Below are 25,146 nucleotides of genomic sequence, written 5' to 3' on the forward strand. Positions count from 1 at the left end.
GAAGCGGTGAGGACTACTTGGTGTCCTTGGCCACCGCGCCGCCCTGGGCCTTCTTCAGCTCCTCATCGATGACCTTCTTGAAGTTCTCGAAGGGCTGAGCACCCACGAAGGTGCGGCCGTTGATGAAGAAGGTGGGGGTGCCGTTGGCGCCCACGCGCATGCCCTCGGCGGAGTCCGCGTCGATCTGCGCCTTGAACTTGTCGGTGTCCAGGGCCTGCTTGAACTTGCCCACGTCCAGACCGATCTCCTGGGCGTACTTCTCCAGGGAGGCGCGGTCCAGGGCGCGCTGGTTGGAGAACAGCTTGTCGTGCATCTCCCAGAACTTGCCCTGCTCCTGGGCGGCCATGGCGGCGGTGGCGGCCAGGCGCGCGTTGGCGTGGAAGGGCAGCGGCTGGTGCTTGAAGGCGATGCGGACCTTGCCCTTGTACTCCTGCTCCACCTGCTGGACGGTGGGGATCACCCGGCCGCAGAAGGGGCACTCGAAGTCGGACCACGCGACGATGGTGACCGGAGCGTTGTCCGGGCCCTTCACCGGCGCCTTGCCGATCTCGATCTTCTGCACGGGCGGCTCGGCCGGGGCGGCGGGCTCGGAGGGCGGCGGGGCGTTGGCGGCCGCCTCCATGATCTTCGCGTAGAGGTTCTCCGGCTTCACGCCCGAGGCCAGCAGCTTGTCCGCCTTGCCGAGCTCCTCATCGATGACCTGCTTGAAGTTCTCGAAGGGCTGGGCGCCCACGAGCTGGCGGCCGTTGATGAAGAAGTTCGGGGTGCCGGTGGCGCCCACGGCGGTGCCGGCGGCGGAGTCCGCCTCGATGCGAGCGCGGAACTTGCCGCTGTCCAGGGCCTGCTTGAACTTGCCCATGTCCAGCTTCAGCTCCTGGGCGTAGCGCTCGAAGTCCGCGCGCTCCAGGGCCTTCTGGTTGGCGAAGAGCTTTCCGTGCATCTCCCAGAACTTGCCCTGCTCGTGAGCGGCCATGGCGGCCTCGGCGGCCGGCTTGGCGTGCGAGTGGAAGGGCAGCGGCTGGTTGCGCCACACGATGCGCACGTCCTTGCCGTACGTCTCGCGGACCTTGGCCAGCGTGGGCTCCACGCGGCTGCAGAAGGGGCACTCGAAGTCAGACCACTCGACGATGGTGACCTTGGCCGTCTTCTCGCCCTGGACGGGGGCGTCCACGGGGACTTCCACCTTGCGCGGGCCCGAGGGCTGCTGCGGGGCAGCCGGCTGCGGCGGAGCGGCGCGCGCCTGGCCCTTCTCGATGATGGCGGCGTAGACCTGGCCCGGCTTGGTGCCGTTCTTCACCAGCGTCTCGGCCTTGCTCAGCTCCTCGTCGATGATGGCCTTGAAGTTCTCGATGGGCTGCGCGCCGGACAGGAAGCGGCCATTGATGAAGAAGGCCGGGGTGCCGTTGGCGCCCAGCTGGCTGGCCAGCGCTTGGTCGCGGTCGATGATCTGCTGGAACTTGGGGTTGGTCTGGGACTGCTTGAACTTGGGCAGATCCAGCCCGATCTCCTGGGCGTGCTTCTCGAAGTCCGTGTCCTCGAGGGCGCGGTTGTTGGCGAAGAGCAGGTCATGCATCTCCCAGTACTTGCCCTGCTCGCCAGCGGCGAGGGCGGCCATGGCTGCGGGCTTGGCACGGGGATGGAAGGGCAGGGGGTTCTGCTTCATCACCACGCGGACCTTGTTGCCGTAGTCCTCGCGCAGCTTCTGCACGGTGGTGTGGGCGCGGGAGCAGAACGGGCACTGATAGTCGGAGAACTCGACGATCGTCACGAGGGCTTCGTCGTTGCCCAGACGGGGCGAGTCCTCGAGGGGAACCTTGAACACGGTCGGATCGGCCTGGCGCGATGGCTTGGCGGCCTGGGTGGGCGCCGAAGGCGCATTGGCAGCTTGAACGCTGCCGGTGTCACTGCTCTTACCAGGGCCGGTGGCCGCTCTGCCACCAAAGAACCCGAGCACAAGGCCCACGACGAGGGCCACGATCACATTGGCTTTCATTTTTCCGTTCTGCTCCTTGCGTCTCAGGTCCGTACTGTGCGTGGCGGCCCCGGGCGGGGAAAGGAAGGCGGGCTAGATAACAGAGGGAAATCCGGCCACGCAAGCCGAGCCGCCATCCCTTCGGCGGCTTCCCCACCTCTCCTAGAGGCCCGGAAACACGACACTTTTCCGGGAAATTCCCCCCTCACACGTGGGGGGCGGCGCATGCCAGAGTGACGATCATGGAAGCGGCCGTTTGCGTAGACACCTCGGGAGCCGCCTGTCCCATGCCGATCATCGAGATCGCCAAGGCGATGCGGCGGCTGCCAGCGGGAGCGGTGGTGGAGTTGATCTCCACCGATAGAGGCCTGGAGGCCGACCTGCCCGCCTGGTGCGAGGCGACCGGGAACACGCTGCTGCGCATGGAACGCCGAGGCCCCAGCTACGTGGGGTGGGTGCGCAAGGCAGGCGGGATACCGGGAGTCCACGGCCCGTAGTGACACGGACCGCGCGGGAGTTTCAAAGAATCTGCAGCACACGTTCTTCGAGCCGTTGGCCCCGGTGGACGCCGAGGATGAGGACGCCCGTCTGGAGCAGGTGGCCGACCGTGCGGCTGATGACCTCCTCGGGCTTGTGGGCCTCGCCATCGAAGCGGACCAGGAGCACGCCGGGGGACTCCATCTTCGCGGAGGTGACGCCCGGGAGCTGGGTGAGTTCGGGTGGGAGAACCTCTCCGCGGGCGATCTGCACCCGGAACTCGGCGCCCTGGCCGGTCAGCTCGGACATGGTGCCGAGCTTGGCGACGGTGCCTCGATCGAGGATGGCGGCCGCGTCGCACAGCTCCTCCAACTCCTGGAGGTTGTGGCTGGAGACGACCACCGTCTGCTTGCCCTTCATGTCCCGGATGATCTGGCGCACCTGGCCGGCGACGCGGGGATCGAGGCCGGCGGTGGGTTCGTCCAGGAGCACCAGCGGCGGTTGCCCCATGAGGGCCTGGGCCATGGCGGTGCGCTTGGCCATGCCGTGAGAGAGGGCCTCGGTGGCGGTGGACCAGGCGTCGGCCAGTCCGACGCGTTCGAGGGATTCGCGGGCTTCGCGCTCGGGCTGGGGGAGGCCGGACAGCCGCGCCCAGTAGGTGAGGAGCGCGCCGATCTGCCAGCCCGCTGGGAGGATGGCGTCCTGGGGGAGCGCGCCCAGCTTGCCCTTGAGGGCTCCGGGAGTCGCCGGGTTGACGCCCATCACCCGGAGGCTGCCCTCGGAGGGGTGGAGGAAGCCGCACATCATGGAGAAGGCGGTCGTCTTCCCGGCGCCGTTGGGGCCGATGAGGCCGTACACCTGGCCATGGGGGATGGAGAGGGTGACGGCGTTGACGGCCACCTTGAGGCCGAAGCGCTTGGTGACCTGGGTCAGCTCGATGGCGGAGTCGCTCACAGGTCCCTCGCGCGCAGGACGGCGTAGGCGCCGCCGAGGAAGACGGCGGTGAAGCAGGCGTAGGCCAGGGCGCTGAGGCCGAACTCGCTGGGCACGGGGCTCAGCAGGTTCCCTGAGTAGTACGAGGGGGCCAGGTAGCGGATGTAGACGAGGAACGACTTGTTCTCGGAGTACCAGCCGATGAGCTCCATCAGCAGGAAGGACATGATCAGGACGAAGTTGAAGACGAGGCTCACTCCCGAGGTGCGGAACAGGCTCGAGCAGAACGTGGTGATGGCCACGTAGGCCAGGGCGAAGACCAGGGTGGCCAACCACACCTTGAGCAGGCTCAGCAGCATGGCGGTGAAGGCGAAGTTCGGGTGGGCGAAGCGGGCGTAGATGAAGAGGCCCACGTCGATGACGAAGACGAGCCCCACCAGCAGCGAGGACTGGACGAGGAACTTGCCCAGCAGCACCGAGGACACCCGGGCGCGCACGGTGAGGTAGCGGATGGAGCGCGAGCCCACCTCTCCGCTGATCTGATCGAAGCCCATCAGGGCCACGTAGACGGGGAGGAACCAGAGGGTGATCTTGAAGATGTAGGCCACGTCGGTGGGCATCTGCTCCAGGGCTTCCATGCCCTGGATGCTGGCGCGGACCTGATTGGCCACGACGGTGGCCACGAGCAGGACCACCAGGGAGAACATGCCGTAGAGGCCGAGCAGCACCAGGGTGCGGGCGCTGCGCACGGCCCGAAGGGTCTCGGCACTCCAGACCACCGCGATTTCTTTGAATCCGTCCAAGGTGGGGGCACCCTAGCCAAAATCTTCAGTGGCCGTGCCAGTTTCCGCTCTTCCGAGAGCAGCCGAGGAAGCGGACGTGGACAGACTCGTCCAGAGATCTAGGATCGGATTCAATGCTGGACTCCCGTCACGTACTTGCCGCGCTGATCCTGCCTGTGGCCCTGTTGCTGGGGGCCATGGGGACTGCCACGGGTGCCACCGAGGAGCCTGGCCCTGTCGCTGCGCTTGTTCCGGATGCGGGCGTGCCCGATGCCGGGGTGGGGGCGGCGAACGTGGGGACTGAGGTGCTGGGCCTGGTGCCTCCCACGCCGGTGCCTTCGCGCAAGGATGCTCCGCCCATCACGAAGATGCGCTCGCTGAGCCGCAAGGAGGATCTGCTGTCGCGGGCGAAGCTCCGGCGGGACGGGCGGCTCGTGGTGCCGGGGCCCGAGGGCGAGGCGACGCTCACGATCGATCCGGTGCTTCAGGAGCAGCTCGTCCGCATCATGAAGGACTACCAGACTCCGTATGGTGCGGCGGTGGTGCTGGAGCCCTCTACGGGCCGGGTGCTGGCGCTCGCGGAGCACTCGGAGGCCCAGCCGGACATGCGCGGGCTGACGACGCGCGCGGTGTTCCCGGCGGCCAGCATCTTCAAGATCGTGACGGGCAGTGCGCTGCTGGAGGCGGGAGTGTCTCCAACCGAGGAGGCCTGCTTCCACGGTGGGAAGCGGCGGCTCGACGAGCGGCTCCTGGAGGACAGCGAGCGGGATGGGGCGTGCTATTCGCTGGCCTCGGCCATGGGGAAGAGCGCCAACGTCATCTTCGCGAAGATGACCAAGAAGTACCTGGCGGCGGACACGCTGCGGCGGATGGCGGCGCGGTTGCGCTTCAACCGGCCCATTTCGTTCCCCATCCCCACGGAGGTCTCGTTGGCTTCGATTCCGGATGATGAGTTCGGGCTGGCCAATGCCGGCGCGGGTTTTGGGGACGTGTTCCTGTCGCCGCTGCATGGGGCGGCGCTGGCGGCGGCCTCTGCGACGGGTGTGTGGCGGGATCCGGTTCTCTTCGAGCCTGGGCCTGGCGTGCAGCCTCCCGAGGGCGAGCAGGTGCTGACTCCCGAGGTCCAGAGGGCCCTGGCGGACATGTTGGAGGAGACGGTGACCCATGGCACCGCGCGGCGCATCTTCCGCGAGCGGGCCTTCCGGGTTCCGGGTGCGGTGGGGAAGACGGGCACGCTGGCGGACAAGAATCCGTTCCGGGACTACTCGTGGTTCGTGGGGTTCGCACCCAAGGATCATCCGCGCGTGGCGGTGGCGGCCATCGTGGCCAATGATCCGCTCTGGCGCATTCGAGGCACGTGGCTGGGGCGCGAGGCGATGCGTCTGGCATTGGAGCGATTGCCCGCGCCGCCGCCGCAGAACGTGGCGGTGAAGACGGCTCCTGCTCCCGTGGAGCCGGCTGGGGTGGAGAAGGTGTCTCCGGTGTCCGCTGAGCCCGGGGTGGCCGTGAAGGCAGAGCCGGCTTCTGCCGTGGAAGTGGCGGCGGGCAAGTCGGTTTCGGCGGCTGCGGAGGCTGGCGCGGCGCAGAAGGCTGCGGCGTTGTCCGTCGAACCAGCAGTAGCAGGGAAGGCGGCGCAGATGTCCGTGCAGCCTGCATCGGCAGGCAAGGCGACGCCGTCCTCCGTTCAACCTGCGGTGGCAGGGAAGACGACGCCATCCTCCGTTCAGCCCGCCGTGGCCACTCCTACCCCGTCCCAGCCCGAAGGCCAGGACGAGGACGACGAGTCCCAGGAAGAGGGAACTGTGGAGATGACAGCACCCGCCGGGAACGCCGCGCCTCCGTCTCCGTGAGGCACAGGCCTGTCCCTCAGCGCGGGTTGAGCTTCACGAAGCCGCTGTCCACGAAGCTCTGGAAGTACTTCAGCGCGTCCAACTCGTGCAGCGGGGACACGCGGACGATCGCCGCCACGTCCCGCTTGCCGTCGATGCGCGACAGCAGATAGCGCTCCGGGGCGCTCAACTGCATCGTCTTCAACTGGGCCTGCGGCACCTGCAGTGCCGGGATCTGTGGCGGATCCATCAGCACCAGTCGCAGCACCTCCAGCAGGCCCATCTCCGCCTGCTTGAGCAGATCCGCCGTCTCCGCCGAGGGCGCCATCTCGTGCGCCCGGCGCGCCAGCACCTCTCCATCCCGGTAGTTCAGCCCGTCGATGAACATCCGCGCCGCCTGCAGCACCTCGTCCACCGACGACTCCGAGCCGATGATCTGCGGCCCCGCCTCCTCCACCTCTTCCGCCACAGGTGGAGGCGTCGTCTCCTCGCGCACCTTCACCGCGTCCCGCCGGTACAGCGCGTACAGCCGCTGGTACAGGTAGAAGTCCGAGGCATGCAGCGCCAGCGCCATCTCGTCGATCGTCAGCCCGTCCTTGATCAGCTGAACCAGGCGCTCGTCCATGCTCCCAGGCTGCCGAGGCTCGGCCAGCTTCCGCTCGTCCACCGTCAACCGCGCCTTCCCCGTTGGGAATGCCGCCCGGATCGCCTCCCACGCCGTTTCCCGGAACTCGCCCTCGCGGTGGATGTCCAGCAGATCCACCCGCACATCCAACCCCTCCAGCGCGTTGGCCAGCTCCACCCCTTCGAACTGGAACTCCCCGTCTGGCCACTGGAAGGCATCCAGCAGCATCTCCCGGAACTTCAGGCTCAGCATGCTGAGCACCGTCGACTCGGGGACGATCTCCTTGATCACCAGGATCTTCCCCAGCCGGAAGTCCGTCTCCCGCTGGGCCTCGAAGGCCCGGCTGAGCTGATCCTCGGTCAGGTGACCCATGTTGATCAGGAACTGTCCCAGGTACTCGCGGGGCTGGTTCGAGCTGGCGCTGATCACCGCGCCCTCGCTCAACGTCAGGTCTTTGTACACGCCCCCCCGTTGGACCAGGAGCTTGCCGGAGACCCGACGGTTTCCCAGGTAGTTGACGACGTCCTTGAGGGGCATCGTCGCGAAATCTCCTGACAGGCCGTGCATCGCTGAGCATCCTGCATCGCCATGAAGGTGGATATCTACTCGAAACCCTCCTGCTCGCTCTGTGACGAGGCGATTGACGTCGTGGAGCGCGTGCGTGCCCGCATCCCCTTCGAGCTACGGGTCATCAGCATTCTGGAGGATCCTGCGGGCATGATGGCGTGGCGCTACGACATCCCCGTGGTGCTGATTGACGGTCAACTGGCTTTCAAGCACCGGGTGGATGAGGGGGCTCTCGAGGCATGGCTGCGCAGGGCCCAGGATGGCACAGAGGTTGCTCATCTCCGCGCACGAGATGAGTAACGCAGTGCCCTTCTCCAGGAACTTCAAGGGGATGGGTGGGGTAGGGCGGGGAGTGGGGCTGTAAATCTGGGTGACACGGCGAGGGGCGCGGTGGGTAAGAAAGTTCTGGGTGGGGGCAGGAGGTGGGAGCGGTGGCGCTAAAGCGCAGGCACGGTGGAAAGGCCGGATCCCAGCCGACCGTGCTCCTGGTGGAGCCACGGGCGGAAGATCTGGAGGCGACGCGGGCCCTGCTGGTGGAGGCGGGGTTCCGGGTGGTTCCGCTCACACGGTTCGATGCGGCCGCACCTCTGTTCGAGGTGATCCGCCCGGACGCCGTGGTGCTGGCGGCCCATGCTCCGGACTTCGCGGCGGTGGCCACGGTGCGCAGGCTCCGGCAGATCGGCCGGGGCACGGTGCCCATGCTCTACCTGGTGAATCCGCATGATCCCGAGGCCTGGCGCTTCTGCGTGGAGAAGGGCCAGTGCGTGGACCTGGTGCCGCGCACCGGGCCGGGCTCGGAGCTGGCGCTCAAGCTGCACGCGCAGCTCCGGCTGAGGGACTCGGTGCTGCGCGCCGCCGAGGGCGCGGACGCGGGCACCGCGCTGGTGCTGCATGATCCGCTCACGGGGCTCTACAACCGTCCGTTCCTGCTGGCGCAGATTGGCCTGGAGGCGCGGCGGGCGGAGCGCTACGGCGGTGTCTTCTCCGTGGCGGCGTGCTCGCCACAGAACCTGAGGGCCTTCCGAAAGCAGCATGGGCGCTCCATGGTGGAGCGGCTGTTGGTCTACACCGCGGTGGTGCTGGGGCAGACGGTTCGCGAGTCGGATGTGGTGGCGCGCGTGTCCGAGGAGGAGTTCGCCGTGCTGTTGCCGGGCACGACGGCCGAGGCGCTGCCGCTGGTGCTGTCACGGATCGCCGCTCGCTTCGAGCTGGCGCGTTTCCAGGTGGAGGGCAAGGCGCTGCGCGCGTCCCTGGTGCTGGGGGCGGTGAGCTTCCCGGACATGGTGGGGGTGCCCACGCAGTTGCTGAATGGAGCGATTCAAGAGTTGCGCCGAGCGCGCGGGGCGGCGGCGGGGAGCCGGCAGGAGCCGGCTGTCGGGGAGAGGAATGAAGAGGGTGGCCAGGAAGCACTGGCAGTCACACTTTCTTCGTGAGGGCGAGGGGAGACGAGGGGATGGATCGGATCGCGGTGCTGGTGGTGGACGACGAGGAGTCGGTGCGCACGTTCCTGGCCGAGCTGCTGGGGAACGCGGGGTACCAGGTGCGGTGCGCCTCCACGGGAGCTCAGGCCCTGGAGATGCTCGAAGGGGGATCCTTCGACGCGGTGCTGCTGGACGTGGTGATGCCGGAGATGAGCGGCCTGGAGGTGCTGCGGCACTACCGGAGCTCGGGAGGCTCGGCGCCAGTCATCGTCTTGTCGGCGTTGGCGGGCGCGGATGACGCGGTGCGCGCCATGAAGATGGGGGCCAGTGATTACCTCTCCAAGCCGTTCAGCAATGACGAGCTGGAGGATGTGCTGGCGCGTGCGCTCGGGACGCGGGCTCCGGCCCGTCAGGCCGCGGCGCCCGGGCCGGCTCGGCAGGCGGCTCCGGCGGTGCTCGACAGCTTCAATGAGGCGCGGGTGCTGATCTCCACCTCGCCGGCGATGCGCCGTGCGCGTGCGCTGGTGGAGCGCATCGCGGACACGGACGTGCCGGTGCTGCTGCTCGGCGAGTCCGGTACGGGCAAGGAAGTCATTGCCCGGGAGATCCACGCGCGCAGCCAGCGCCGGAGCCGGCCGTTCATCAAGGTGAACTGCGCGGCGCTGCCGGGCGAGCTGCTGGAGAGCGAGCTCTTCGGCCACGAGCGCGGCGCCTTCACCGGCGCGACGGCGGAGAAGCCGGGCAAGTTCGAGCTGGCCGATCAGGGCACCATCTTCCTGGATGAGATCGGCGAGATGGCGATCCGGCTGCAGGCCAAGCTGCTCCAGGTGTTGCAGGACGAGGAGTTCTTCCGCGTGGGCGGCAAGAAGAGCGTCCGGGTGGACAGCCGCGTGGTGGTGGCCACCAACCGCGATCTGGAGAAAGAGATCGCGCTGGGCAACTTCCGCGAGGACCTCTACTACCGCCTCAACGTAGTGGCCATCCGCCTGCCGCCGTTGCGCGAGCGCATGGAGGACGTGGTGCCGCTGACGGACCACTTCCTCAAGAAGTACGGGCGCAGCTACATCCAGGGCGTGTCGGAGCTGCCCTCGGAGATACTGAAGGCCTTCACCACGTATGACTGGCCGGGCAACGTGCGCGAGCTGGAGAACATGGTCCGCCGGTTGTGCGTGCTGAAGGACCCGACGCTGGTGCTGGATGAGCTTCGGGAGGGCCGGGCGCCGGCGAGCGCTCCGTCTCTGCCCACGGCGTACGCAGGGGATGAGGGCCTGCCTCCGCCGACGCGAGCTCCTGCTCCCGAGCCCGAGCCGGTGCGTCCGCCTCCGGGTTCCTCCGTGCAGGTGCTGGAGATGCCTCCCCGGGGTGGTGCGTCGGTGTCGCCGCCGGTGACAGAGGTCCCGCTCAATCAGATGGCGCCTCGGTACAACAACCCGTTCGATATTCCACAGCCTCCGCCTCCGCCTCCGAGCGTTCCGGTGGGGGAGATGTCGCTGAAGGACATCGGCAAGCGGGCGGCGATGCTGGCCGAGCGCGAGGCCATCCTGGCGATGCTCCAGCGCACGGCGTGGAACAAGCGCAAGGCCGCGGGCAAGCTGCGCATCAGCTACAAGGCGCTGCTCTACAAGATCAAAGAGTGCGGCATCGTCGATCCGCGAGCCAGCGCGGAGTTCTGATGGCCGGAAGAGAGACCGCTCCGTGAGGGGCGGTCGGCTCAGGCACGGGGGTGGGGTCCTCGATTCCCGGATTTTCCCGCAGGCTCCGCCGGGGTGCCGGAAATCGAGGGAATTCCACATCCCATGCGGTGATGTGAGCACTTATTAGCGTGACTTCCTACTCGGGGAGATGCTCTCGGGAGAGCGTCTTTTCAGGCCGCTTGCCGCCTGTCAGGCTAGGGGTTCGGCCGTGATGCACGCGGCTCGTGGTTCGAGAGGGAAGGGATGTCACACAAGCTGCTCGCTACCCTCAACGAGGGTGTGAATCGCTCCATGGCCGGGGATCACCCGGCCGCCATCCGGGCCTTCGACAAGGTACTGGGTGAGGATCCCCGGCATACTCCGGCGCTCAGCGCCAAGGGCTTCTCGCTCATGAGGCTGGGGCGGCCCGCCGAGGCGCTGCAATGTTTCAAGCGGGCCATCGAGTTGGACGACTCGCTCGCGGACAACTACCGCAACGCGGCGATGTGCCAGCTCGAGCTGGACGAGCCCGAGGACGCCTCGCTGCTGCTGGAGCGCGCCTTCCAGCTCAATCCCGAACCTCCGTATCGCGAGGCGGCGGCCGTGGAGATCTTCAGCCTGGGCGAGTCGCTGCTGGCGAAGGGCCGACGGGTGGACAAGGCGCGCTATCGGCATGCGCGGCACGCGTTCGAGTTGGCGCTCGAGTACCATCCTGCCTACGTGGACGCGGCGAGGGCGCTGGCGGACGTCTGGTCCCACCTGGGGGATGCCGAGCGCAGCAGCCACTTCGCGCACCTGGCGGCCCGGCTGAGGCCGGTGGGCTGAGCGGTTCGGTTCGGGGTTGTTACCTCTGAGGTGCAGCGCACCTCTCGCTTCGGAGCTTCGAATGATCGTGATGCTCGATCCGGATTCGCCGCCTTCCACGGTGAACGCGGTGCTGCAGGTGGCGGCCCAGTACAAGGGCATCACCCCGCGGACGCACGTCATCGAGGGGGCCGAGTACACCGTCACCGAGATCTACCTGTTGGGCCAGACGGCACAGGTGCCGCTGGAGCCCTTCCAGCAGATCCCGGGCGTGCGGCAGGTGGTGCGGGTGTCCGACAAGTACCGGGTGATCGGGCGCCACGGTGGGAAGCGGGAGACGGTGGGGTTCGAGTACAACGGGGTAACGTTCGACGAGAAGAGCGTGAACCTGTTCGCGGGCTTGTGCGCGGTGGACACGCGCGAGAGCGTGGACGCGATGATGGGGGCGCTGGCGAAGTGTGGCATCCGCACGACGCGGATGGGGGCGTACAAGCCTCGCACCAGCCCGTACGAGTTCCAGGGTTTGGGGGCGGCGTGCCTGCCGTGGGTGTTCGAGCTCGCGGGCAAGCACGGGGTGAAGGTAGTGGCGATGGAGGTGACGAACCCGCGCCACATCGACGAGATCCGGGAGGCACTGGAGGCATCGGGCAACGCGACGGGCGTTATGTTGCAGGTGGGCACGCGCAACGCGCAGAACTTCGAGCTGTTGAAGCAGATTGGGCAGCAGCGGGTGTTCCCGGTGCTGTTCAAGCGCGGCATGGGCATCACGCTGGAGGAGTCGCTCAACGCCTGCGAGTACGTGGCGAGCGAGGGCAACCCGAAGATTGTGTTCTGCCTGCGCGGAGTGAAGACGCACCTGGGGGATCCGCACCGGAACATGGTGGACTTCGCGCACGTGTCGGTGGTGCGACGGCTTACGAGGCTGCCGGTGTGCGTGGATCCCTCGCACGCGATCGGGCGTTCGGAGGCGGGGCCGGACGGACTGCCGGACATCTTCCACGCGATTGGCCAGGGTTTGATCGCGGGAGCGTCCATGGTGCTAGTCGACTTCCACCCGCACCCGGAGCAGGCACTGTGCGACGGGCCGCAGGCGCTACGGCTGGAGCAGCTCCCGGCGCTCCAGAACTACTCGCGCATCATCCGTGGCGCCTATGAAGAGGCCGTGCGCAACGGAGACGGGCTGCGCGCTCAATCCGCGACTCGATAGCTGCCCAGCACCCGGACCGAGGCGCACACGTTCGTGGCCAGGTCGAGCGCCTCACTCATGCGAGGCTCGTCCAAAGAGCCTTCCACATCCAGACAGAAGACGTAATCCCAAGGCCTTCGCAGGGGGCGAGGTTCGAGGCGCGTCATGTTCACGCCTCGCTCGGCGAAGATGCCCAGCACCTGGTAGAGTGCCCCAGGCGTGTTCTCCACCGTGAAGACCACCGAGGTCTTGCTTCGAGTTCCCGTGAGAGGGGGCACGGCGCTCAGTGAGACGAACCGGGTCAGGTTGTTCGGTGAGTCCGCCACGCCTTCAAGCAGCACCTTCAGTCCGTAAAGCTCTGCAGCGGTTCGGCTGGCAATCGCCCCGCTATTGGGAGGCTTCATCTCCGCCAGCTTCCGGGCACTGCCCGCTGTGTCGATATCCACGACAGGTGTCATCCCGTGCTGGCGCAGGAAGCGCGCGCACTGGGCCAATGCCTGGGGGTGCGAGAAGACGCGCTGGATGTCCTTCAGCGCCACGCCCTCCGGCGCCATCAGGCAGTGCCGGATGCGCAGCGACAACTCACCCGTGATCGGCAGGGAGAACTCCAGCAGCAGATCCACGTTGTCCAGGACAGACCCGGCCAGCGAATTCTCCACCGGCACCGCGCCCCCGTCCACCCGGCCTGCGGCCACCGCCTCGAAGACAGCGCGGAAGTTGGGGCAGGGCACGGCCTCGACGCTTGGGCCGAAGAGGGCGCGCGTGGCCTCCTCGCTGTAGGCGCCTCTTTCTCCCTGGAATGCAATGCGAGGACTACTCATTCCAGTTCTCCGCGCGCGGGTACGTCCCGAGCACCTTCATCGAGGAAGTCAGCGGCTGGAGATCCTGGAGCGCCGCCATGAGCTGCGCCGAGGCCGCGTGCGCCTCCACGTCCAGGTAGAACCGGTAGCACCACGGCTCCCCGGGAATGGGACGGGACTCCAGCTTGGACAGGTTCACCCCACGCTGCGCCAGCGCCGTCAGCACCTGCCCGAGCGTCCCGGGCCGGTGCTCCAACACCACCGTGATCGTCGTCTTGCACGGCACATCCGGTGGCACGGGCGTGGCCTCGCGGGCCAGCTCCACGAAGCGCGTGTAGTCTCCGGAAGCCGGCTGGATGTCTCGCGCCAGCACCTGCAGCCCGAAGCGCTGGGCCGCGGACTCGCTGGCGATCGCCGCTATCGTGGAATCGTTCAGCTCGCGCACCTTCCGTGCCGCGCCGCTGGTGTCGAACTCGGGGAGCGGACGGATCCACGGCACCTTGCGCAGGAACATCTCGCACTGCGCCAGGGCCTGGGGATGCGACAGCACCGTGCGGATGTCCTCCAACTTCACGCCGGGCAGTCCCAGCAGCCGGTGATCCACCTGGCTGAGCATCTCCCCGATGATCGTCACGCCACCCGAGGCGAGCAGATCGTACGTCTCGCTCATGCTCCCGGCGGACGTGTTCTCGATGGGCAACAGCGCGAGATCCAGCTCTCCACGGCGCAGGGCATCCAGCACCTCGCGTCCGTTCTCGAAGCCTGTGAGGAGGACTCCCCCCGAGCGCCCGGCATACCGGTCACGCGCGGCGATGTGGCTGTAGGAGCCCTCGATGCCCGGGTAGCCCACGCGCAGCGGCGTGGTGTCCAGCCGCTGGATGAGCCCCTGCTGACGCGCCACGGACATGTCCATGATGAGCCGGTAGATGCGCTCGATCTCATGGGGATCCAGCCTGTGGGCCGTGGCCGCTTCGCGCACCTTGCGCAGCACCATGTCCTCGCGTTTGGGATCGCGCAGGGGAGAGGCCGCTGCCAGCTTGGCGCGGGCAATGTCATCCGAGAGGTCCATCCGCCGACGAAGGGCGTCCAGGATCTCCGCGTCGATGCGCTCGATGCCGATTCGGAGAGTCTCGAGGTCCGGAAGATCCGCCATATGGGGAGGTAATATGCCACTACTTTTGTAGAATTAGCCGATGGGCTTTGTCTCCGTGAGCGCCTGGGCAGAGGGGCTCGCGGGGGTGGGGGTCTCGTCAACGGTGCGGATCGGGCCCTTGAACCACTGCCGGGCCGAGGCGTACCACCAGACGGTGATCGCGAGCAGCACACCGCCCGCGAGGATCGGTGCGTAGTTCACGTCGTACCAGGTGAAGGTGGGGGTGAACGGCACCGCCGAGGGCAGGAACGGCAGGCAGAAGTAGACCGAGATGAAGGCGATCTCCGCCACCGCGACGGAGCACATCCACTTGTAGTGGCGGCCGAGCGTCCACGGACCCGGGCGGAAGTTGTCTCCGGCCTTCAGCCGCAGATAGATGGGGATGAGGAAGGCCAGGTACAGCCCGATCACGGCAATGGACACCACGGCGTAGAAGGCCACGGGGACGCCAGCAGGGCTCTTGTAGAGGGCCGGCAACGTGATCAGCACGGCGATGATCGAGGAGGCCACTACCGCGTTCACGGGCACATGAGTCCTGGGATGGACCTTGCTCCACAGCGCGCTGCCGGGCACGGCACCGTCTCGGCTGAAGGCGAACATCATGCGGGAGGTGCTCGTCATGCAGGCGATCGCGCAGAAGATCTGGCCGACCGTGGAGATGAGCATGACGGCCTTGAACATCGCGGCGGGGAGGGCGGAGGCGAAGACGGCAGTGACCTGCCCAGCGCCGTAGCCATTGGCCGGATCGTTGATGAACTTCGTGTCCTTGGCGACGAACAGGAACGCGAGGAGCAGGATCCAGCCGCCGATGGCCGAGTAGAAGATCGACTGCCAGATGCCCTTGGCCGCCGTGGTCGCGGCGCCGTGGGTCTCCTCGGAGAGGTGCGCCGAGGCGTCAAAGCCGGTGATGGTGTACTGGGTGAGGAGGAAGCCCAGCGGCAGCACGTACCACCAGTACATGCCGTCGGAGAAACCCGAGTTGTTGATGCGCTCGGTGAAGACGAACGAGGGAGACTGATACTCCTTGGCGGTCAGCAGGAGGATCAACACGACCGCCAGCGAGCCGAACACGTGCCAGTAGGCGGAGATGTTGTTGACCACCGCGAGCAGGTGGGAGCTGAAGATGTTGAGCAGCGCCGCCACGATCATCAGCACGATGAAGAGCGCGAACGCCTGGAGCAGCGGGTCACCCCCAAGTGTGGAGGCCCACGCCGGGGTGAACAGGCCGATGGTGACGTTCATGAAGGTGGCACAGGCGTAGACCACCGAGGCCGTCACGGCGATGAGGCCGATCAGGTTGAGCCAGCCGGTGTAGAAGCCGGCCTGCGGACCGCCCAGCTTGGCCGCCCACCAGTAGATTCCGCCGGCGGTGGGGAACGCCGAGACCAATTCGGACATGCACAGTCCGATGACCATGATGAAGGCGGAGATGAGGGGCCAGCCCCACGAGATCGCGACCGGGCCGCCGTTGTTCCAGGCCTGGGCGAAGGTGGTGAAGCAGCCCGAGAGGATGGAGATGATCGAGAAGGAGATCGCGAAGTTGGAGAACCCGGACCAGGTGCGCTTGAGCTCTTGTTTGTAGCCGAGCTCAGCAAGCCTCTTTTCATCTTCGTTGAGCGGAGTGCTGTTGACGTCGGCCACAGGAACCCTCCTCGCACGCGGGATGCCGCGCGTGACAGGCACGCGCGGGGTAGCGCTGCTTCCCGTTGGGTAGAGCTGCCCTTATAGCTCACCTGGGGAGAGCCGTCTTCCCCAGCTTGAGGATGAGCTTGAAGTGCGGGGCGGAGACGGGCACCACGCTGATGCGGCTTCGGGTGATGAGCTGGATGTCCTTCAGGGCAGCGGTCTTCTTGATGGTGGACAGCTCCACGGGCTCCTGGAGCGGAACCACGGGGCCAACCTCCACGGAGGCCCAGTCCTCGCCGGGGGCGGTAGGGTCCGGGGTAGCGGCGGAGAGCACCTTCGCTACGGCGACGACAGCCTTGCCCTCGTTCGAGTGGTAGTAGAGGCAGAGGTCGCCGGGCTTCATGGCTCGGAGGTTGTTGCGCGCCTCGTAGTTGCGGATGCCGGTCCAGCCGGTCTTCCGCTCCTTCTCGAGCTGGGAGTAGGGGTAGACGGTGGGCTCACTCTTGATCAGCCAGTACTGGGTCTTCGCCATGGCGGCGCACTCTACCCATACGGTAGGGAGACGCGAGCACTCCGTGGTGCTTCAGGCGCTGGTCCGGGTGGCGATCTCGCCTTCCACCGGCGCGTCCTCGATGCCCAGACGGCGCTCCAGCGTCTGCTCCAGGTAGAGGACCTGATCCTTCGCCGTGAGTCCGCCGAGCAGCTTCACGCTCTTGCCTTCGCGATCGATCGCGATGAGATCGTACGTGAGGGTCTGGCTCCCCTTGTTCGAGCGGATCTGCTCCACGCCATAGAGTTGGGTGAACTGCCGCCCCGGTACATCCCGGTTGCCAGGCCAGGGGAGGGGACCGTGGCGGATGGAGAGCCGGTTGCGGCTCACCTCGATACGTGTGCGGTTCAGCAGTCCCGTCAGCGTGTAGTAGGTGAGCCCGACACCCGCGGCGACATGCGCGATGGGGAAGATGAGCGCGATGAGCGGCGCGTTGTCCGACGACAGCGCGATCCCGTACCACGTGAAGAGGAATCCATCCCACGCGATGCAGAAGAAGATGAGGAAGGCGTGGATGACGCTGAACCACCGCCACGAGATGCGTGTGCTCACTCCATCATCTTCGACCTGGAACTTCTCCGGCAGTGAAGCCTTGGCTCGCACGAGCCGGGGCTTCTCCTGTGCGCTCTGCTCCGCGAGCCCCCGTCCCTTGCGTCCGGACAGATCGTAGACCGCGTTGCATGCGCTGCACTTGGCCAACGCCAGATCCAGCCGGACATCCTCCGGCCGCAAGGGGGCGTGGCAGACTTCACAGGAGAGCTGCATGATTCCGGTGACTCCATCTGAGAGTCACCGGAGTCTACTGGATGCGTTGGTTGGAATGACAGGAGGGGCTCAGGTCACGTGCGTCTTCAGGAAGACCCGGAGCGCCTCCGCCACGCTCCACGCCTGCGCGATGCACCCGCGCGGCCGGTACGGCTCCGTCGCGTCGAAGATCTCGCTGATCTGCCCCACGCCCGCGTGCTCCAGATGATGCTCCAGCCCCTGGAGCAGCGCACGCGCCGCCTTGATGTCCGGGTTCACCTTCAGCGACGCGTCGATGTAGTGCCCGATCAGCCAGCCCCACACCGTCCCCTGGTGGTAGGCCGCGTCCCGCGCCCGGAGATCCCCGTCGTAGTTCGCCTTGTAGTCCGGGTGCCCCGGCGCCAGGCTCCTCAGCCCCACTGGCGTCAGCAGATCCCGCCGCACCACTTCCAGCACTGCCTCCCACCGCTCACGCCGCAGCACCGGGTGGCTCAGTGAGATCGCGAAGATCTGGTTGGGCCGGATGGCCGGATCGTCCCTCCCGTTCTCTCCGTCCACTACGTCCAGCAGGCAGTGGGCCTGTGGGTTCCAGAAGCGCTTGTTGAAGCTGCCGTACACGCGCTCGGCCGCGCCCATGTACGGGTTCGGGTCCTTGCCCAGCCGCTCGGCCCACGTGGCCATCAGCCGCAGCGCGTTGAACCAGAGCGCGTTGATCTCCACCGCCTTGCCGCGCCGGGGCGTCACCACCCAGCCGTCCACCTTGGCGTCCATCCAGGTGAGCTGGTAGCCCTCCTCACCCTGCCGCAGGAGCCCGTCTGCTGGATCCACGCCGATGTGGAAGCGCGTGCCTCGCATGTGGTGCTCCACGATGCTGGCCAGCGTGGGGAACATGTCCTTCAACATCTCCCCGTCCTTTGTCGTCTCCACGTAGCGATCCACCGCGTGGAAGAACCACAGCGTCGCATCCGCCGTGTGGTACACGCCCTCGTTCTCGCCGTCGGGGAAGTAGTTGGGGATGAGCCCGTCCTTCACGTAGTGGCGGAAGGTGCGCAGGATGGCCGCCGCCTCGCGGTAGCGCCCCGTGCACAGCGCCAGCCCCTCGAGCGAGATCATCGTGTCCCGGCCCCAATCCGTGAACCAGTGGTAGCCCGCGATCACGCTGCGCGCGTCCTGGCCGATCGAGCGCGCCCACGCATCATCCGAGGGGCGCATCGGGTCGATGATGAACTGGTCCGCCGCCAGCACCATCCGCGCCGGCACGCCCACGTGCGCCTCCGCTGGGGCGCGGGCCAGCAGCTTCCTCTCGCGCTCCAGCTCCAGCGCGAACGTCTGGCGGGGATCCCGATCCAGCACCCACCAGTCCTCCGTCGTCACGCCCAGGGTCAGGAGTTCTCCCTGCCCCACGCTGCACTCGAAGTAGCCCGGGCTGTGCTGGATCTCCGTATGGTCGTACCCACGGGCCCGCTCCGTCCGGTAGAGCAGGGCCTGCGAGCTCTGGTTCAGCGCCACGAAGGGCATGTCGCAACTGGCGCGCAGGCGCATCCTCATGGGAGGCGCGTCCGGCGTGGCCTGCATCTCCACGCGCTGGTTCTGGATGCGGACGATGGGCTCATAGGCCGTGTTCGGGATGGGGCCGTCGTGCGCCCTCATCACCGGGTAGGGGCGCAGCCGCAGGTGCACCTCCGGCCCCGACACGTGCTCCCACGCCACGAAGAGGGTGTTCTCCCCGTGCACCAGCATCAGCTTGCGCCGGATTCGCGAGGGGCCGACTTCGTACTCCCAGACAGGGATCAATCCGTCCAGGTGGAAGCTCCGCAGCAGGGCCACCCCTTCCTGGACGGTGCGGCCGTCCGCGTGCTCCTCGGCGCAGAGGTGGTACACGTGGCCGTTCACCTGCGCCTGCTCCACCAGCCGGGCGAGCAGGACCGTGCGTCCTCGCTGGTGCAGGTTGGGGACGAACAGCCCGTGGTAGCGGCGGGTATTGCAGCCCGGCACGGTGCCCGAGGCGTAGCCGCCTCGCCCGTTCGTTACCAGCCACTCGCGGCTGATGATGTCCGAGAACTCCGGACCCGTCTTCCAGTCAAACCCCAGGCGGGGCAGGGCAGTGGCGGTAGGATTCTCAACGGGGGTCACTCTTTTCTCTCCTCGGTGCTCGCAAGCACGAGCGCTGTCTGTCCAGGAATGCGCAGCCGCCCCTCTTCTGGCAGTGCGGGTGCGCCCATGCCGCCGAAGCGGACGTGCTCTGAAGACAGAAGGGGCCGCCAGAATTTTCCCGGCTCCGGTGCCAGGAGCGGTTCCGGGCACGGTTCCAAGTCCAACCCCGTGCCCAGGTTGAGCAGGAGCAGGCGGTCGCCCTCCTGGCCGCTGCCGAAGTAGCGCAGCACCAATGCATGTCGCGACAGCACGGCGCCTTCGATGCGGCTCGGGTCCTGCGCCGAGAACACGGGATCTTCCCGGCGCAGCCGCAGCAGTTCCTTGTGCAGGGCCAGCGCTTCGCGATTCCGGTCATGCTCGGACCAGTCCAGCTTCGAGGCGCGGAAGGCTTCCTCCCCGATGGGCGCGTCGTGGCCCTCGGCCTCCAGGGCCTGGCGGGCGCTCGGGAACTGGGAGAGGAACGCGTTGCGTCCCTTGTGGACGAGCTTCTGCAGATCCGGCTTGTGGTCCACGAAGTAGAGGAACGGCGCGGAGGCGAAGAACTCCTGCCCCATGAAGAGCATGGGCGTCTGTGGCAGCAGCAGCAGGAGCGTCGTCAGTGCACGGGCCCGCGCGAAGCCGGCCACGATGTGGAGCCGTTGGCCACGCAGCGTGTTCGCGAGCTGATCGTGGTTCTGTAGGTAGAAGACGATGTTCTCGGGAGGGGTGCGTAGCAGCGGCGAGCCCCGGCGTTTCTTCTGCCAGGTGTAGTACTGGCCCTGGTACAGCGAGTTGCGCAACGCGCAGGAGAGCAGCTCCTGGGCAGTGCCGCAGTAGTCCATGAGGTACGCCTCCGAGCGTCCCACGGAGGCCACTCGCGCCGAGTGGTGGAAGTCGTCCACCCAGAGCCCATCCGCGCCGTGGCCACCGCGCTCCTTGGGCGTGACGATCTTGACGTCCTGGGGCTCGTTCTCGGCGATGAGGAGGAGCTTCCTCGCACCCGCGGCCGCGCGGGTCTTCTCGACGAGCTCCTGGACGATGTGCCGGGGTGAGGCGTCGTAGAGGCTCTGGGTGGCGTCCAGGCGCAACCCGTCGAAGCGATATTCGGATACCCAGTGGCAGGCGTTCTGGACGAAGAAGTCTCGGGAGGGACCCGCGGCCTCGCCGTCATCGAAGTTGGTGGGGTCGCCCCACTCGTTGGGATATTTCGGGTTGAAGTAGCCCTGCGCATACTGGCTCAGGTAGTTCCCGTCCGGACCCAGGTGGTTGTAGACGACGTCCAGGATGATGCCGAGCCCCAGCCGGTGGGCCTCGTCCACCAGGCGGCGCAGGTCGTCCGGCTCGCCATACACGGAGCAGGGCGCGAAGAGCGTCACGCCGTCGTAGCCCCAGTTGTATCGGCCAGGGAAGGTGTGCAGGGGCATCAGCTCCACCACCGTGACACCCAGATCCTTGAGCAGGGGCAGCTTCGCCGCCGCAGCCGCATAGGTGCCCTCGGGGGTGAAGGTGCCCATGTGCAGCTCATAGAGGACCTGCCCCTTCATGGAGGCGAGTCCCTTCCATCCCTGGTCGTGCCAGGAGTAGCGGTTCGGATCCACGATGCGCGAGGGGCCGTGGGGGCCCTCGGGTTGGAAGCGCGAGCACGGGTCCGGGAACGTCTCTCCCCCGTCCAGCCGGTATTTGTAGAGGGTGCCTGCCGGCAGCGGGTGGGTGCCTTCGAAGTAGCCTCCCGAGGTCTTCTCGAGGGGCAGGCAGCGCAATCCACCGGGATCGCTCACGCAGACGTCAACGCTCTTGCGCCGAGGTGCCCAGACACGAAAGTGGGTCCGCCCGTTCCCGAGAACCCGGGCACCCAGAGTGAGCTCGACCGATGAGATGGAACTCAAGGCACTCCTCCGCTGGCGCTACTCGCCTCTAGGAATTTGGGAGCGAGAGCCCCTGGCGGGAACCAACGCAGGCGAGGCTGGCTATCGCTCGCTGGAGTGCCTGCTCTTACGACGAGGGCGGCTCGGCGCTGTCTGCAGCCGAGCCGCCCGTAACAATTTCAGAGGTGCCCTGTTTTTCAGGCCTGTTTGGCCAGGCTCTCCGGAGGAGCCGCCAGCTTGCCCTGCAGCACCGCGCTGCCGGCATAGAGGCTGGCGCCCACAATCCCCAGCACCGCGGCCTCCGAGAGAGGACCGAGCACCGAGCCCAGCACCGCCATCGTCGCTCCGCCCGTCATGAACGCCGCCACCATCGCCGCCGCCGCCTTCTTCATGAAAGTCCCTCTCCTCCTCATCGGGCCTGTCGCCCGTTCATCTTGAGCCTCTCTCCTTTCAATCCGTGTGCCGGGCTCTCGAGCGGCAGAAGGGAATGTCCGAGGGAAGAAAAGGGAAAACCTTTTCCCAGCCTGGGCTCCGATCCTCAGAAAGAGGCAGGAGGATCACCCGTCGCGTTCCGGAAATTTTTCCCGGACCCCGAGGCACTTCCGGAGAGGGCAACGCGCAACCCTCCGCGATCCAATGGTTTTCCTCTCCCGGGGGGCATGGCACGCGCGGTGCTACGGCAAGCCCGCCGAAGGAACAACGTTCCGACACCCCTGCAGGGCGTGGGAGCGAGCAGCGGACACACGGATGAGGAGAGGCGAACAATGAGCAAGACGCGGGCGAGTTTCTGGGCGGTGGTGGGCGTGCTGCTCCTGGCGGGGTGCGCCCATACGCCGGCGGCGAAGGTGGACAACTCGGAGCAGCCGTATCGCATCGGTCGCGAGGACGTGCTGGATGTGGCCGTGTGGCGGGATGCGGATCTGTCTCGCACCCTGCCGGTGCGTCCGGATGGCTACATCTCCATGCCCATGACGGGCGATGTGCTCGCGGCGGGCAAGACGCCCACCGAGTTGGCCGACGAGATCAAGGGCCGGCTCCAGCCCTATGTCCAGGAGCCGCGAGTCACGGTGATCGTTCGTGAGGTGAACAGCAGCCGCATCTTCGTCACCGGCGAGGTGGCCCACCCAGGCGCCTTTCCGCTGCGCGGGCGCGTCTCGCTGGTCCAGGCCATCGCCCTGGCGGGTGGCTTCACGGACTTCGCCAACTCGGACGGCATCACGGTCATTCGCAGCGATGGGCAGGGCGGGCAGATCCCCGTGCGCTACAGCGATCTGATCTCTCCGGACGGGGGCCAGGACGTCGTCCTGCGTCCGGGTGACACCATCGTCGTGCCGTGAGGCAGTGGGTGAGTGCAACCGAGGGTGAGGGTCGAGGGATGCGACCAAGGAGGGCGGCGATGATGGGTGGCGTGAGGAAGCTCCTGGCGGCGTGCATGGTGTTCGCCAGTTCTTCCGCGATGGCGGCGCATGTCCTGGACTCTTCGCTGCGGCTCACCGCGGAGGAGCGCTACGACGACGACTTCCGGCTCAATGACGGCGGCGCGGGTGGTCAGTTCATGACCAAGCTGTCGCCCCGGCTCGGGCTCGAGGTGAAGGATCCCGTCTCCAAGGGCGAGGCCTTCTACGCCACGGATCTGCTCGTCCGGCACGGTTCGGGCAATGCCACGCTGGATCACCGCGGCGGAGTGGATCTGAGCTACGCGCTGTCCCGGCGGCTCAAGGTGGACGTCACCGGGCGCATCTTCCGCGTGACGGATCCCACGTCGCTGCCGCGCGAGGGAGTGGCGCGCTCGCTGTCGCCCACGCTGTATGGGCAGGCGAGGCTGTCCGTGTCCGAGCGCCTCACGCGCCGGTGGGACATCCGGGCCAATTACGGCTTCGAGGGAGCCAAGGTGTACGAGGAGGGCCGTGAGCCCGGCTTCGTCCACACCCCCTCTATCGAGGCCTGGTATCGCAGCACCCGGCGGCTCACGCTGGGACTCGAGTATCGCTACCAGGGCTTCGTCTTTGGTGGTGACTCCTCCAACGCGCATGGCGCCTTCGGGGCCCTGCGCTACCGGTTGACCCGTGCCACGACGCTGACGGTGCGCGGCGGGCCCGTGCTCTACACCTCTCATGAGGGAGAGTCCGGGTGGCTGCCTCGCGCCGCGGTGGAACTGGCTCGAGAGGGGGAGCTGCTCGATCTGGGGCTGGTGGTCGGACACGACCTGGTGGGCGCCAGCGGCTTCACCAGCGCGCTGTGGGCGGACTACGCGTCGCTCGTGGCGGGCCGGCGCTTCACGGAGCGGCTGACCGCGAACGCCGCGGCCAGCTTCTTCCGGAATGGTCGTGCGCCGGGCGAGGGCGCTTTCAGTCTGGAGGGCTCGCCGAATGTTTCGCAGGGCTATGCAGTGGGAGGCAGCGTTGATTACCGGCTGACCCGGTACGTGACGCTGCAGGGGGCCGTGGACCGCATCGCCCAGGTGGGCGAGGGCGACGCGGCGGCTGGGGTGAACCTGGCGCGCAATGTGTTTGCGGTCCGGTTGTTGATCTCGGCTTGGTAGTGCACCTGAGGAGGAGGAGCAGAACATGGAGCGTGGGATGACGGCGGACCAGGTGCTGGTGGCCCTGTGGCGCCGCAAGGCACTGGTGGGGGCCATCGCAGCAGCAGTCTTCGCGGTGGGAGCGGCCGTCGTGATGACCCGGCCGAGCATGTACGAGGCATCTTCGGTGGTCCGCGTGGAGCCTCAGCGGCCCAGTGAAGAGATGGTCCAGCACACCGTGAGCGAGCTGATCGAACAGCGCCTGCTCACCGTGCGCCAGGAGCTCATGGCACGGCCGGTGCTCGAGAAGGCCATCCAGGAGATGAACCTTTATCCGGACATCGTCTCGGAGAAGGGCATCGAGACCGCGGTCGCGCAGATGCGCAAGGACCTCACGATCAAGGTGGAGGGTGAGAACGCCTTCGAGCTCACCTATGCCAACCGGGATCCGAGTGTGGCGTCGCAGGTGGCCAACCGCCTGCCTGCCATCTTCGCGGAGGAGACGCTGAAGCTGCGCCAGGCCCAGGCCTCGCGCGCCACGCAGCTCTTCGCCGAGGAGATGGACGCCATGTCCAAGAGCGTGTCCACCTGGGAGCGGCGCATCGCCCAGTTCAAGGTGGACCACATGGGTGAGCTGCCCGAGCAGCTGGAGATGAACATGCGCGGCCTGGAGCGCGTGAGCCACGAGCTGCAGACCAAGTCCGAGGAGCTGCGTGCCGCCGAGGCCCGCCGCTCGGATCTGGCCCGCGCCCGGAACGCCGCGGACAGCGAGGCCGGCCGCCTCGAGGCTGCTGAGAACGGGCTGACCCGCGAGCTGGTCGCCGCCCGCACCTCGTGGACGGAGGACCACCCCGAGGTCAAGCGCCTGGAGAGCGAGCTGTCGGCCATGTCCGACAAGCGCAAGGACGCCGAGGGCCGCATGGTGGTCGAGCGCCAGGAGCGCAGCCGCGCCGCCGAGCTCATCACCAGCATCCAGAACGAGATCAAGGGCCTGCAGAACCAGGCCGAGACGTTCCAGAAGCGTCTGGACAGCACTCCGCGCTGGGCTCACGAGCTGGGCGTGATGAACCGGGACTATGAGATTGCCCGGACCAAGTACCAGAGCGTGGTGTCTCGCAAGGTGGAGGCGGAGATCGCCGAGGAGCTGGAGGCCAAGAGCTCCAAGAGCCTCTTCAACGTCATCTCTCCCGCGGGCGTGCCCACCATCCCGGCCCGGCCGGATCGCTTCGGTGGCCTGCTCATCTCGTTCCTCATCGCCCTGGGCGCTGGCGTGCTCACCGGCGTGGTGATCGAGATGCGCGACGACAGCATCCGCGACGGCAACGAGCTGCGCGAGCGGCTCACCCTGCCGGTGCTGGCGGTGGTCCCGAACATGCAGGGGAAGACGGAGAAGCGGGTGTTGATGCCCTCGTCGTCAGCGCGGAACGGGATTTCTTCCCCGACCACGTTGAACTGAGGCTGAAAAAAGGAAGTGAGGGAGATGGA

General features: G+C 67.1%; 22 protein-coding genes. 10 read left to right on the forward strand and 12 right to left on the reverse strand.

Features of this window, described 5'->3' with window-relative positions:
- Window positions 1-13 precede the first annotated feature (13 nt).
- The gene (locus tag KY501_RS08675; protein ID WP_224362202.1) at window positions 14-1,993 is read right to left on the reverse strand and encodes a DsbA family protein; all 1,980 of its coding nucleotides are present in this window, start codon (window positions 1,991-1,993) and stop codon (window positions 14-16) included.
- 221 nt (window positions 1,994-2,214) lie between these two features.
- On the opposite strand from KY501_RS08675, the gene KY501_RS08680 reads away from it, so the two are divergent.
- Entirely contained in the window at window positions 2,215-2,469 is a 255-nt protein-coding gene (locus KY501_RS08680) for a sulfurtransferase TusA family protein (protein ID WP_224362203.1), read from the forward strand.
- 22 nt (window positions 2,470-2,491) lie between these two features.
- Here the strand turns inward: KY501_RS08680 and KY501_RS08685 are convergent, their stop codons facing one another.
- A complete protein-coding gene (locus KY501_RS08685; protein WP_224362204.1) occupies window positions 2,492-3,403 on the reverse strand; it encodes an ABC transporter ATP-binding protein in 912 nt (303 codons plus the stop codon).
- Window positions 3,400-4,185 (reverse strand): ABC transporter permease, encoded by a 786-nt coding sequence (locus tag KY501_RS08690; RefSeq protein ID WP_224362205.1) that lies wholly within the window; start codon window positions 4,183-4,185, stop codon window positions 3,400-3,402. Before KY501_RS08690 ends, KY501_RS08685 begins: the two co-directional genes overlap by 4 nt.
- Before the next feature lie 113 nt (window positions 4,186-4,298).
- Here KY501_RS08690 and KY501_RS08695 point away from each other — a divergent pair, with 113 nt between their 5' ends.
- Complete coding sequence (locus KY501_RS08695; protein ID WP_373691571.1) at window positions 4,299-6,014, forward strand: penicillin-binding transpeptidase domain-containing protein; 1,716 nt, start codon at window positions 4,299-4,301, stop codon at window positions 6,012-6,014.
- A 16-nt stretch (window positions 6,015-6,030) separates the two neighbouring features.
- On the opposite strand, the gene KY501_RS08700 is transcribed toward KY501_RS08695, so the two are convergent.
- Entirely contained in the window at window positions 6,031-7,185 is a 1,155-nt protein-coding gene (locus tag KY501_RS08700; RefSeq protein WP_224362206.1) for a DUF4388 domain-containing protein, read from the reverse strand.
- Window positions 7,186-7,206: 21 nt separating this feature from the next.
- On the opposite strand from KY501_RS08700, the gene KY501_RS08705 reads away from it, so the two are divergent.
- The 5 genes from KY501_RS08705 (at window position 7,207) to KY501_RS08725 (ending at window position 12,290) form a co-directional block, all read left to right on the forward strand.
- On the forward strand, window positions 7,207-7,485 hold the full coding sequence (locus tag KY501_RS08705; protein ID WP_224362207.1) for a glutaredoxin family protein: 279 nt from the start codon (window positions 7,207-7,209) through the stop codon (window positions 7,483-7,485).
- A gap of 131 nt (window positions 7,486-7,616) precedes the next feature.
- Window positions 7,617-8,618: a GGDEF domain-containing protein gene (locus KY501_RS08710; RefSeq protein WP_224362208.1), complete on the forward strand. Its 1,002-nt coding sequence runs from the start codon at window positions 7,617-7,619 to the stop codon at window positions 8,616-8,618.
- A 20-nt stretch (window positions 8,619-8,638) separates the two neighbouring features.
- Window positions 8,639-10,279, forward strand: coding sequence for a sigma-54-dependent transcriptional regulator (locus KY501_RS08715; protein ID WP_224362209.1), 1,641 nt, complete (start codon window positions 8,639-8,641; stop codon window positions 10,277-10,279).
- 264 nt (window positions 10,280-10,543) lie between these two features.
- On the forward strand, window positions 10,544-11,104 hold the full coding sequence (locus KY501_RS08720) for a tetratricopeptide repeat protein (protein WP_224362210.1): 561 nt from the start codon (window positions 10,544-10,546) through the stop codon (window positions 11,102-11,104).
- Window positions 11,105-11,165: 61 nt separating this feature from the next.
- Window positions 11,166-12,290 (forward strand): 3-deoxy-7-phosphoheptulonate synthase, encoded by a 1,125-nt coding sequence (locus KY501_RS08725; RefSeq protein WP_224362211.1) that lies wholly within the window; start codon window positions 11,166-11,168, stop codon window positions 12,288-12,290.
- Here KY501_RS08725 and pheA read toward each other — a convergent pair.
- From pheA to KY501_RS08765, 8 genes are all read right to left on the reverse strand, one after another.
- Window positions 12,272-13,090 (reverse strand): prephenate dehydratase, encoded by an 819-nt coding sequence (gene pheA / locus KY501_RS08730; protein ID WP_224362212.1) that lies wholly within the window; start codon window positions 13,088-13,090, stop codon window positions 12,272-12,274. The two genes, KY501_RS08725 and pheA, sit on opposite strands and share 19 nt — an antisense overlap.
- Window positions 13,083-14,222, reverse strand: coding sequence for a bifunctional chorismate mutase/prephenate dehydratase (locus KY501_RS08735; protein WP_224362213.1), 1,140 nt, complete (start codon window positions 14,220-14,222; stop codon window positions 13,083-13,085). Before KY501_RS08735 ends, pheA begins: the two co-directional genes overlap by 8 nt.
- Window positions 14,223-14,255: 33 nt before the next feature.
- Entirely contained in the window at window positions 14,256-15,863 is a 1,608-nt protein-coding gene (locus tag KY501_RS08740; RefSeq protein ID WP_224362214.1) for an amino acid permease, read from the reverse strand.
- Between the two features lie 88 nt (window positions 15,864-15,951).
- Window positions 15,952-16,380: an EVE domain-containing protein gene (locus KY501_RS08745; RefSeq protein WP_224362215.1), complete on the reverse strand. Its 429-nt coding sequence runs from the start codon at window positions 16,378-16,380 to the stop codon at window positions 15,952-15,954.
- 51 nt (window positions 16,381-16,431) lie between these two features.
- The gene (locus KY501_RS08750) at window positions 16,432-17,163 is read right to left on the reverse strand and encodes a hypothetical protein (protein WP_224362216.1); all 732 of its coding nucleotides are present in this window, start codon (window positions 17,161-17,163) and stop codon (window positions 16,432-16,434) included.
- Window positions 17,164-17,232: 69 nt separating this feature from the next.
- Window positions 17,233-19,275 (reverse strand): amylo-alpha-1,6-glucosidase, encoded by a 2,043-nt coding sequence (locus KY501_RS08755; protein ID WP_224362217.1) that lies wholly within the window; start codon window positions 19,273-19,275, stop codon window positions 17,233-17,235.
- A complete protein-coding gene (gene treZ / locus KY501_RS08760) occupies window positions 19,272-21,161 on the reverse strand; it encodes a malto-oligosyltrehalose trehalohydrolase (protein WP_224362218.1) in 1,890 nt (629 codons plus the stop codon). The genes KY501_RS08755 and treZ overlap by 4 nt, the downstream gene beginning before the upstream one ends.
- Before the next feature lie 176 nt (window positions 21,162-21,337).
- Window positions 21,338-21,532 carry a hypothetical protein gene (locus KY501_RS08765; protein WP_224362219.1) on the reverse strand — a complete coding sequence of 65 codons (195 nt, stop codon included), beginning with the start codon at window positions 21,530-21,532 and terminating at the stop codon, window positions 21,338-21,340.
- 372 nt (window positions 21,533-21,904) lie between these two features.
- Between KY501_RS08765 and KY501_RS08770 the strand changes: the two genes are divergently transcribed.
- From KY501_RS08770 to KY501_RS08780, 3 genes are read left to right on the forward strand one after another with little or no spacing between them, the layout of a single operon-like run.
- Complete coding sequence (locus KY501_RS08770) at window positions 21,905-22,477, forward strand: polysaccharide biosynthesis/export family protein (RefSeq protein ID WP_224362220.1); 573 nt, start codon at window positions 21,905-21,907, stop codon at window positions 22,475-22,477.
- A gap of 59 nt (window positions 22,478-22,536) precedes the next feature.
- Window positions 22,537-23,682 (forward strand): hypothetical protein, encoded by a 1,146-nt coding sequence (locus tag KY501_RS08775; protein ID WP_224362221.1) that lies wholly within the window; start codon window positions 22,537-22,539, stop codon window positions 23,680-23,682.
- A gap of 25 nt (window positions 23,683-23,707) precedes the next feature.
- Window positions 23,708-25,117, forward strand: a complete 1,410-nt coding sequence (locus KY501_RS08780; protein ID WP_224362222.1) for a GumC family protein — start codon at window positions 23,708-23,710, stop codon at window positions 25,115-25,117.
- Window positions 25,118-25,146 lie beyond the last annotated feature (29 nt).

This window comes from Hyalangium versicolor (genome assembly GCF_020103695.1).
GTDB lineage: Bacteria > Myxococcota > Myxococcia > Myxococcales > Myxococcaceae > Hyalangium > Hyalangium versicolor.

What these genes read in the sequence shown, in the direction of transcription:
- KY501_RS08675 (WP_224362202.1), bottom strand. Translation starts at nt 1,993, where the DNA reads ATGAAAGCCAATGTGATCGTGGCCCTCGTCGTGGGCCTTGTGCTCGGG.
- KY501_RS08680 (WP_224362203.1), top strand. Translation starts at nt 2,215, where the DNA reads ATGGAAGCGGCCGTTTGCGTAGACACCTCGGGAGCCGCCTGTCCCATG.
- KY501_RS08695 (WP_373691571.1), top strand. Translation starts at nt 4,299, where the DNA reads ATGCTGGACTCCCGTCACGTACTTGCCGCGCTGATCCTGCCTGTGGCC.
- KY501_RS08700 (WP_224362206.1), bottom strand. Translation starts at nt 7,185, where the DNA reads ATGCACGGCCTGTCAGGAGATTTCGCGACGATGCCCCTCAAGGACGTC.
- KY501_RS08705 (WP_224362207.1), top strand. Translation starts at nt 7,207, where the DNA reads ATGAAGGTGGATATCTACTCGAAACCCTCCTGCTCGCTCTGTGACGAG.
- KY501_RS08715 (WP_224362209.1), top strand. Translation starts at nt 8,639, where the DNA reads ATGGATCGGATCGCGGTGCTGGTGGTGGACGACGAGGAGTCGGTGCGC.
- KY501_RS08720 (WP_224362210.1), top strand. Translation starts at nt 10,544, where the DNA reads ATGTCACACAAGCTGCTCGCTACCCTCAACGAGGGTGTGAATCGCTCC.
- KY501_RS08725 (WP_224362211.1), top strand. Translation starts at nt 11,166, where the DNA reads ATGATCGTGATGCTCGATCCGGATTCGCCGCCTTCCACGGTGAACGCG.
- pheA (WP_224362212.1), bottom strand. Translation starts at nt 13,090, where the DNA reads ATGAGTAGTCCTCGCATTGCATTCCAGGGAGAAAGAGGCGCCTACAGC.
- KY501_RS08735 (WP_224362213.1), bottom strand. Translation starts at nt 14,222, where the DNA reads ATGGCGGATCTTCCGGACCTCGAGACTCTCCGAATCGGCATCGAGCGC.
- KY501_RS08745 (WP_224362215.1), bottom strand. Translation starts at nt 16,380, where the DNA reads ATGGCGAAGACCCAGTACTGGCTGATCAAGAGTGAGCCCACCGTCTAC.
- KY501_RS08750 (WP_224362216.1), bottom strand. Translation starts at nt 17,163, where the DNA reads ATGCAGCTCTCCTGTGAAGTCTGCCACGCCCCCTTGCGGCCGGAGGAT.
- KY501_RS08765 (WP_224362219.1), bottom strand. Translation starts at nt 21,532, where the DNA reads ATGAAGAAGGCGGCGGCGGCGATGGTGGCGGCGTTCATGACGGGCGGA.
- KY501_RS08770 (WP_224362220.1), top strand. Translation starts at nt 21,905, where the DNA reads ATGAGCAAGACGCGGGCGAGTTTCTGGGCGGTGGTGGGCGTGCTGCTC.
- KY501_RS08775 (WP_224362221.1), top strand. Translation starts at nt 22,537, where the DNA reads ATGATGGGTGGCGTGAGGAAGCTCCTGGCGGCGTGCATGGTGTTCGCC.
- KY501_RS08780 (WP_224362222.1), top strand. Translation starts at nt 23,708, where the DNA reads ATGGAGCGTGGGATGACGGCGGACCAGGTGCTGGTGGCCCTGTGGCGC.